Consider the following 7,121-nt stretch of genomic DNA (forward strand, 5'->3'; position numbering starts at 1 on the left):
AAAGTGAGTGAAGTCGTGGAATTAGTGGGGGACAAAGGCCGAGAACAGGGAAATAAAATGGAGGAACTCCATCGATTTTTACAATTAGAGGCCGCCCGGGGGATAGAATACGAAAACTCATACTTTTTTGTAGATCCAGTGCAGTTGATTGCCTTTACGGTATTGCCGGGAAAGGGATGCGAATCGGCTAATTTTGGACTCGCCCTGTTTCCGGAAACGACGCAAATCAAACTCAGAAAACCTGAACCTGGTGCAGACCCGAATGAGATAAAACCCTGGGGGTGGGAGGATTTCAAAATAAAAATTGAGGAAAAAAGAACGGGAAAAATAGATGAGACCAAGGTGGAGATTCGCACTATCCCCACCAATTTACCCCATTGGTCTTGGTCAAATTTCTGCAAAACCCAATATGCCAGCAATCCGGAATATGGAGGAATGAAAAACTTTCTGAAATGTCACGGATTGGTCATTCAGATGTTAGATATTGCCCAGGACCTGGGGATTTTAGAATCAGTTTATGATGAGGGGGGATATTGGGACAGCCGCAACGCCCAAACTCTCAGCCAGTCTGTGGGGAATTATAATGCGTTAGTAGCAGGGGTTGTGGGGGGATTGAAAACCCTATTGACCCAAGAGGGAATCAAGGCTCAAACCCAGGCCCCGATTACCGATTATCCGAATTACGAATATTTGGAGGCGGAAGGAGAACAACAGATCAAGCGGGATAAAGAGAGGGAATAACGCCGATGATGAACGGAGGGTTACTGCTGCGGGTAGGGGGGGGAAATGCGCCAGAGTTTAATGGTTTTATCATCGCCGCCAGTGGCTAAAGTTTGTCCATCAGGGCTGAAGGCGATCGCAAACACATAACTGGAATGGTCGCGCAGGGTTGCCAATTCTTCCCCGGTTTCTACAGCCCAAATTTTAATAGTTTTATCACTGCTGGCACTGCCTAAATAGCGACCATCAGGACTAAAAGCCACAGAGCGAATTCCATCAGTATGTCCGCTTAAAGTATGGATTAATTCCCCGGTTTGGATATTCCAAAGTTTCACCGTTGAATCGAGACTGCTGCTGGCTAATATTTCTCCATCGGGACTGAATTTGACACATTCAATGGGATTAGAATGAGCCTGAATGGTGCGATAACTTTCCCCGATCGCAACGTTCCAGAGTTTAATGGTGCGGTCCCAACTGCCACTCACTAAAGCCCTGCCATCGGGACTAAACGCAACCGTAACGGTGGGTTTTTCATGACCTGTCAGGGTTTGTAAAGCCTGACCCGTGTTCGCGTCCCAAAGTTTAATGGTGCGGTCCCAACTGCCACTGGCTAGGGTTTGACCATCGGGGGAAATGGCGACGGATTCAATGGGTTTGCGATGACCTGAGAGAGTCCGGGTCACCTCCCCAGTCCGAACCGACCAGATTCGCAGGGTTTGGTCTAGGGACCCACTTACGAGCACTTTGCCATCACTGCTGAAGGCAATGGCGTTGACAAAATCAGTATGACCGATGAGGGTCTGACGTTCTTCGCCGGTGTGGGGATTCCAGAGGATGATGGTGGTATCGAGAGAGGCAGTGGCTAAGGTATGTCCATCGGGACTAAAAGCCAGGTCAAGAATGGCGGCAGAATGGGCGGTGAGGGTGTGGCTACAGGTCCAGGTGGGAGAGGGGTTGATCATGAACGTTGGCGATCGCGAAAATCTTAAATTTTTCAGAGTATCGAGTTCAAGGGTGCAATCGATGGATGCTAGAGCTGCTCCAGCGATCGGTTCGATCTGGATCAAAAACCCCAATTGACTCATCCGGTATTCTACTATAGCGAGTTGACCCTAAGATAGAGCATCACCTTTTCCCGATCACGAGACCCGGTAAACTGAAGCAAGAAGCAATTAATATGACAAGCACCATGAACCCTTCTCCCACCTTTGATTTCGAGGATGAAAAATTTAAGGCACCCCCATCTAAATTATTGCCTTGGTGTCAGATGATTAATCCCAGATTACATCTGGATGGACTCAAGCCTTATGGATTAGCCGTTAAACTGGACCAAGCGAAGGCATCGGGGTTTACGCCGGATGAAAATTGGCAGCCAGTGGAACACGAATTTAGTACCGGGGATGTTGAAACGCTCCTGATGACGACGACACCGCGATTGCTGATTATCCGCCAGGGTCCAATTTGTCTAAAAGACCGGGTGACTGGGGATATTGTCGGACGGTTGATGGATTTCTATGATGCCTTTAAAGCCGATCGCCTCAAATATAAACCCTTCACCCGCTATCTGATTTTCTTTATTGGACAAAACCAAAAATTACTCCATCAAACTCCTCTGCGTTTAACCTTGAGTGGCTCGGCTGGTGCTGGTTTTGGGATGGCCTACCGTTATGGAAAAACCGGAACAGTCACCGGATTTACGGCGGAGTTGGAACAGGCTTATGCAGATTTTCGCAGACAACCCTATACTCCAAAAGGCTCCCTGTTTCATGCTCATGGGATTTTCTGCCCGACCTTTGAGGCGGTAGAAAAAGGAAAAGGTAATAATACAGCATGGGTGGCTGATACCAGTGATTATGAACATCCAACCGCCAGCAATTTAGCGGATTATATGATTCCGTCGAATTCGGAAGAATCGGCTTTAATTTGCGAGACTTTTGAGGAATATAATGACTTTGGTGAGGATATTCCCAAAGTGGAGGTACCGAAGGTGGAGACGGCAACTCCCCCGAGTACCTTAGATAGCAATGCTGATGCCTATGAGGATGAGTTTGAGTATCCGGAACCGCCTTATTAAACAGATTAACAAGGGTTCGGTCCCGGAAAATGCCTGGGAAAGACGCGAAAATGGGGCGTCTGTAGGGTGAAATTGGGGCGATCGCAGGGGGATGATTTGGAGAGGCGATCGCCCTATTTTGACTCATCAACGGGGGGATTCACTGTTTGCAGACCGATCGCATATTTGACCTTGGTCCCGGTTAAATATGCCCCCCATAAATTAGCCCCATCCAGGTTGGCAAAACTCAGGTCTGCTTCCGTTAAATCAGCCATTTTCAAATCCGCACCTCGTAAATCAGCGCGAGTAAAATTGGCACCAAAAAGATTGGCTCCATCGAGGAGGGCTTTATTCAAATTAGCGCTTTCTAAATTCGCCCCATTGAGAGAAGCTTCCAACAGATGAGCACCTTCTAAATTTGCCCAACTCAAATTCGCTTCAGCTAAAGAGACCTGCCTGAGATTCGCACCGCGCAGATCGCACCCACTTAAGTTGGCTCCATTCAAGTTGCACTGACTCAGGTCAACTTGTTGTAAGTCAGCGTTGCTGAGGTCGATTTCAGGAAAATTTCGGTCTCCTGCGGCATAGCGATCAATGAGTTCTTTAACGTCCATGTTTTGTCCTTGGGAAAGCCGTCTGATTCAATACCTAGTCTACAAGGAAGTGACACATTTTTAAGCCGTTTTAAAGATATTTAAGGGCGATCGCCCGGAACAGACCGATGGAGGGGTCGGTTTGCTTTCACCTTAGCCGATCGCAGTCCTGTCTTATTCTGGTGACCCCGAGTTCGCTTCAGTCCACTGAGAATAGGGATAAGTAGACAAATTGGCATTAAAGTAGCGCGGGTCATCAGAGACTTCTTGACCAATCCACTCCGGCAATTCTATAATTTGATTTTCATCAGTGAGTTCAACTTCGGCCACAATTAAGCCTTGATTCCCTCCAAAAAATTCATCCACTTCCCAGAGTAACTCTCCCCATTTAATTTTATAGCGGTGTTTTTCAATTAAAGGGGGAGTACAGAGATGTTCTAACATAAATTGAGCATCTTCTAGGGGAATAGGATACTCAAACTCGGGACGAGAATTGCCCTGGGAGGGGCCTTTAATGGTGAGATATCCTTGCTTCCCAATTTGGCGCACTCGCACCGTTCGACCCTGACTGTTAGCAATGTAACCCTGTCGATAGGGAGTTCCCACAGCCAGCGATCGCCATGCTTGATTTTTGACTAAAAATTTCCGTTCAATTTCTATAGCCATTTTTAAGAATACCCCATCTGAATTATCTGATTTAAAATTAGCCCGCATCTGCGGGCTTTGTCCTGGGAGAAACAGCTTTGATGCTGCCGGACTTGATTTAATGAGTTGCCAGAAAAGCCGTTACTTCCATCGACTGGGGTTGAGCGGCGATCGCACCCGGTCGGGTAGTCGTCAATGCTCCCACTGCCGTTGCATATCGGATGACTTCTTTGGCTTGTTCTGGGTTTTCTAAGTATTTGACCCCATGAACACAAACCTGATGAATAAATCCCGCAACGAAGCCATCTCCGGCCCCGGTGGTATCCACCACATCTACCGAAAAAGCCGGCATAGAACCTTCATTTTCCCCGAGACAATAGGTACAGCCTTTGTCCCCTGCCGTTACTAAAACCCCTTCCACATTGCCAAGACGATACTTAATTGCACCGGCATCAATGGTATCAAATAACCAGGCTGCTTCTTCATCGGTTATTTTTAAAAAATCAACCCGTTTAATTAAGTCTTCAATAAGGGATTTAGATTCAGTTGATTCTGTCCAAAACATATCCCGGCGATTGATATCAATGGCAATTTTTATATCATATTGCTCTGCCATATCTAAAGCGCGAAAAACGGCTTTTCTTGAATCAGGAAAGGCCAGTTCTAAACTGCCTACGACTAGAAAATCTGCATTAAAAAACAATTCATGGGGTAACTGATCCGCTTGGAGGCGAGTATCTGCAAATTCCGTGGTGTCGATTTCCCCAAACCCGGCAAAGCTGCGATCGCCATCCTCAGAACGGACGACATACACCTTGCGAGTGGGTGCTGTATCATGACGCTGCACCCCAGTACAATCCACGCCAATATCCTTAAGCAGACTCACCAGTTCGTCCCCGGCGTCATCCTGTCCCACACAGCCAATAAATCCGGCTGGAGTCCCCAATTTCACCAAGCCAGAGGCCACATTTGCCGGTGCACCTCCAGGATAAGGAGTCCAAGATTCAACCTCCTCATAAGCTTGACCCGGGCGATCGGCCAAACAATCAAATAGAATTTCCCCTAAACACAAAACTTGTGGATGATTCATCACTTGACTTCTCGATTGCAATATATGCTTCAATTTACAGCCTACAAGAAATTGAGCATCTCTCTCAAGTCAGGGATTGATGACCCACAAAGAAAATTACCTGGAGAGAATGGGGGTAAAAATGAGTAGTTTGGGGTTTATTCTTGGTTTGTAGCCTCTTGAATTCCAGCAGCAATCCGTTCGCCAAATTCCGGGTCGATATTAGCCAGAGAGAGCATTTGGAAATACTCCTGTTTCGTCAATCCCGCTTCCTCGATCGCCGCAATTGATGCGCTTTCAATTTCCCGTTCGATCCGTTGTGACTCTAGGGAAGTCGGTGCCGAGAGCAATTCTTGTTGTCGGCCCTCAATTTGACGCAAGACTTGTAAATAAGCCCCGACAAACTGAGAAACCTTAGCCGAGGGGATCGTATTGGTATCAAGGGTTGGGCGATTGGGAGCCGCCTCTGATGCGGGGGAAGGGACGGTTAAGGCATCCAGACCCTCCGAGGCGATCGCGCCTCCAATTCCCCAAAACCATATTGCGGTCACTATTCCTAAAATAGCTATCAATTGCGGCCATTTTTTCGACATAAATTGATGGAATTGATGCTGGATGAAATGCTTGATTTTTAGACTCATAGTTCAGTTGATTTTAGGACAATTTGTGCGGTGATTCATGGGTTGATAATTCCCGGTTCTGAATAGCTTCCCATACTTTAGGGATGGGGAGATGGAGTGGATGGGGTGGATGGGGTGGATGGGGTGGATGGGGTGGATGGGATGGATGGAGGGGAAAACGACTGAAGTCGTTACTACGAAACTCTCCCCGAGCTCCCCGATCTGCCTGAGTTCCCCACCTCCCCATCCGCCTCCAGATGACTAAAAGACAAATTAAGCGTAAAATCCATGAGATTTGAGACAGATTTCCGATAGAATCAGTACAATATAGGTAGATATACAGAGATAGGAAATGATTATGGCTGGCGGGGACTCTCAGACCCATGTAACCCTTTCGGAGCGAGAGCTACAGGTGATTGAACTGGTAGCATCTGGTTTGACCAATCAGGATATAGCAGAATCGCTAGAAATTAGCAAGAGGACGGTGGATAACCATATCAGCAATATTCTGAACAAAACAAAAACCGCGAATCGCGTGGCATTAGTCAGATGGGCCTTGCAGTCGGGTAAGGTTTGCATAGATGATGTTAATTGCTGTACCTTACCGCAATTAACCGACGAAGAACCCGAACTCGAACCTGTTCATGAACAGATTGAAGACACTCAAAAGATTGAGGACCTAGGGTAAGCAGTCATTAAACATGGAAGAGTTAAAAACTCACGGAACCGAAAACAATTCGGTTCAATATGAAATCCCAGGACTGCCATTGACGGTTTATCTAGAATTAGCAGCGCATCTGCGGCAGGTTCAAGGGGTAGAGGTTGAACTGATTCCCCAAACTGCCGCAGTGTTTAATTATTTTGACAGCCAAATCGCCGGAATATCAATTAAGTATGGACCGGATGCGGAACCGATCGCAAGTCAACGGGTGGAACAAATCCTAGGATATTACCGCGATCGCCATCGTCGGAAATCCTAGGATATTTTGGGTCATAAAATCGCCAATTTTGGCTGATTTTATCTGGGAAATAGCAGCAATCGAAAACGAAGCAATGGGCGCAATTCAAGCATTACGAGGAACCCGAGATATCCTACCTACGGAGGTAGGCTATTGGCAAAAAGTGGAAGCCGTTGTCCGAGAAATCCTCGGCAAAGCCAGCTATCGAGAAATTCGGACGCCAGTTTTTGAACTAACGTCCCTATTTGAACGGGGGATTGGGGAAGCGACAGATGTCGTTGGCAAGGAAATGTACAGCTTCCAGAGTCGGGGAAAAAAACCCTACTCCATGACTCTGCGTCCCGAAGGCACTGCAGGAGTGGTCCGCGCCTATATTGAGCAGAAACTGCACGCCTCCGGGGGGGTGCAGCGGTTGTGGTACACTGGACCGATGTTCCGCTATGAACGACCCCAGGCGGGACG

General features: G+C 47.4%; 10 protein-coding genes. 5 read left to right on the plus strand and 5 right to left on the minus strand.

All coding sequences use genetic code 11. The annotated features are described in order from the left end of the window. A partial coding sequence (locus J0895_RS21855) for a hypothetical protein (RefSeq protein ID WP_207090107.1) occupies positions 1–741 on the plus strand: 741 nt, incomplete at its 5' end. 20 nt (positions 742–761) lie between these two features. Here J0895_RS21855 and J0895_RS21860 read toward each other — a convergent pair. Beyond that, positions 762–1,805 (minus strand): WD40 repeat domain-containing protein, encoded by a 1,044-nt coding sequence (locus J0895_RS21860; RefSeq protein WP_242541499.1) that lies wholly within the window; start codon positions 1,803–1,805, stop codon positions 762–764. A 92-nt stretch (positions 1,806–1,897) separates the two neighbouring features. On the opposite strand from J0895_RS21860, the gene J0895_RS21865 reads away from it, so the two are divergent. Next, on the plus strand, positions 1,898–2,794 hold the full coding sequence (locus J0895_RS21865; protein WP_207090108.1) for a DUF5895 domain-containing protein: 897 nt from the start codon (positions 1,898–1,900) through the stop codon (positions 2,792–2,794). A gap of 113 nt (positions 2,795–2,907) precedes the next feature. On the opposite strand, the gene J0895_RS21870 is transcribed toward J0895_RS21865, so the two are convergent. The 4 genes from J0895_RS21870 to J0895_RS21885 all read right to left on the minus strand — a co-directional run bounded on the left by J0895_RS21870 (position 2,908) and on the right by J0895_RS21885 (position 5,721). Beyond that, positions 2,908–3,387, minus strand: a complete 480-nt coding sequence (locus J0895_RS21870; RefSeq protein ID WP_207090109.1) for a pentapeptide repeat-containing protein — start codon at positions 3,385–3,387, stop codon at positions 2,908–2,910. A 153-nt stretch (positions 3,388–3,540) separates the two neighbouring features. Beyond that, positions 3,541–4,032 (minus strand): CYTH domain-containing protein, encoded by a 492-nt coding sequence (locus J0895_RS21875; RefSeq protein WP_207090110.1) that lies wholly within the window; start codon positions 4,030–4,032, stop codon positions 3,541–3,543. A gap of 97 nt (positions 4,033–4,129) precedes the next feature. Continuing rightward, on the minus strand, positions 4,130–5,101 hold the full coding sequence (locus J0895_RS21880; protein WP_207090111.1) for a carbohydrate kinase family protein: 972 nt from the start codon (positions 5,099–5,101) through the stop codon (positions 4,130–4,132). A 137-nt stretch (positions 5,102–5,238) separates the two neighbouring features. Then, positions 5,239–5,721, minus strand: a complete 483-nt coding sequence (locus J0895_RS21885) for a DUF4168 domain-containing protein (RefSeq protein ID WP_207090112.1) — start codon at positions 5,719–5,721, stop codon at positions 5,239–5,241. Between the two features lie 337 nt (positions 5,722–6,058). On the opposite strand from J0895_RS21885, the gene pedR reads away from it, so the two are divergent. The 3 genes from pedR to J0895_RS21900 all read left to right on the plus strand — a co-directional run. Next, entirely contained in the window at positions 6,059–6,388 is a 330-nt protein-coding gene (gene pedR / locus J0895_RS21890) for a photosynthetic electron transport-dependent transcriptional regulator PedR (protein WP_207090113.1), read from the plus strand. A 13-nt stretch (positions 6,389–6,401) separates the two neighbouring features. After that, on the plus strand, positions 6,402–6,680 hold the full coding sequence (locus tag J0895_RS21895; RefSeq protein ID WP_207090114.1) for an acyltransferase: 279 nt from the start codon (positions 6,402–6,404) through the stop codon (positions 6,678–6,680). Positions 6,681–6,753: 73 nt separating this feature from the next. After that, positions 6,754–7,121: ATP phosphoribosyltransferase regulatory subunit (locus tag J0895_RS21900; RefSeq protein ID WP_207090116.1), on the plus strand; the 368-nt coding region annotated here is incomplete at its 3' end.

This window comes from Phormidium pseudopriestleyi FRX01 (assembly GCF_017313335.1).
GTDB lineage: Bacteria > Cyanobacteriota > Cyanobacteriia > Cyanobacteriales > Laspinemataceae > Laspinema > Laspinema pseudopriestleyi.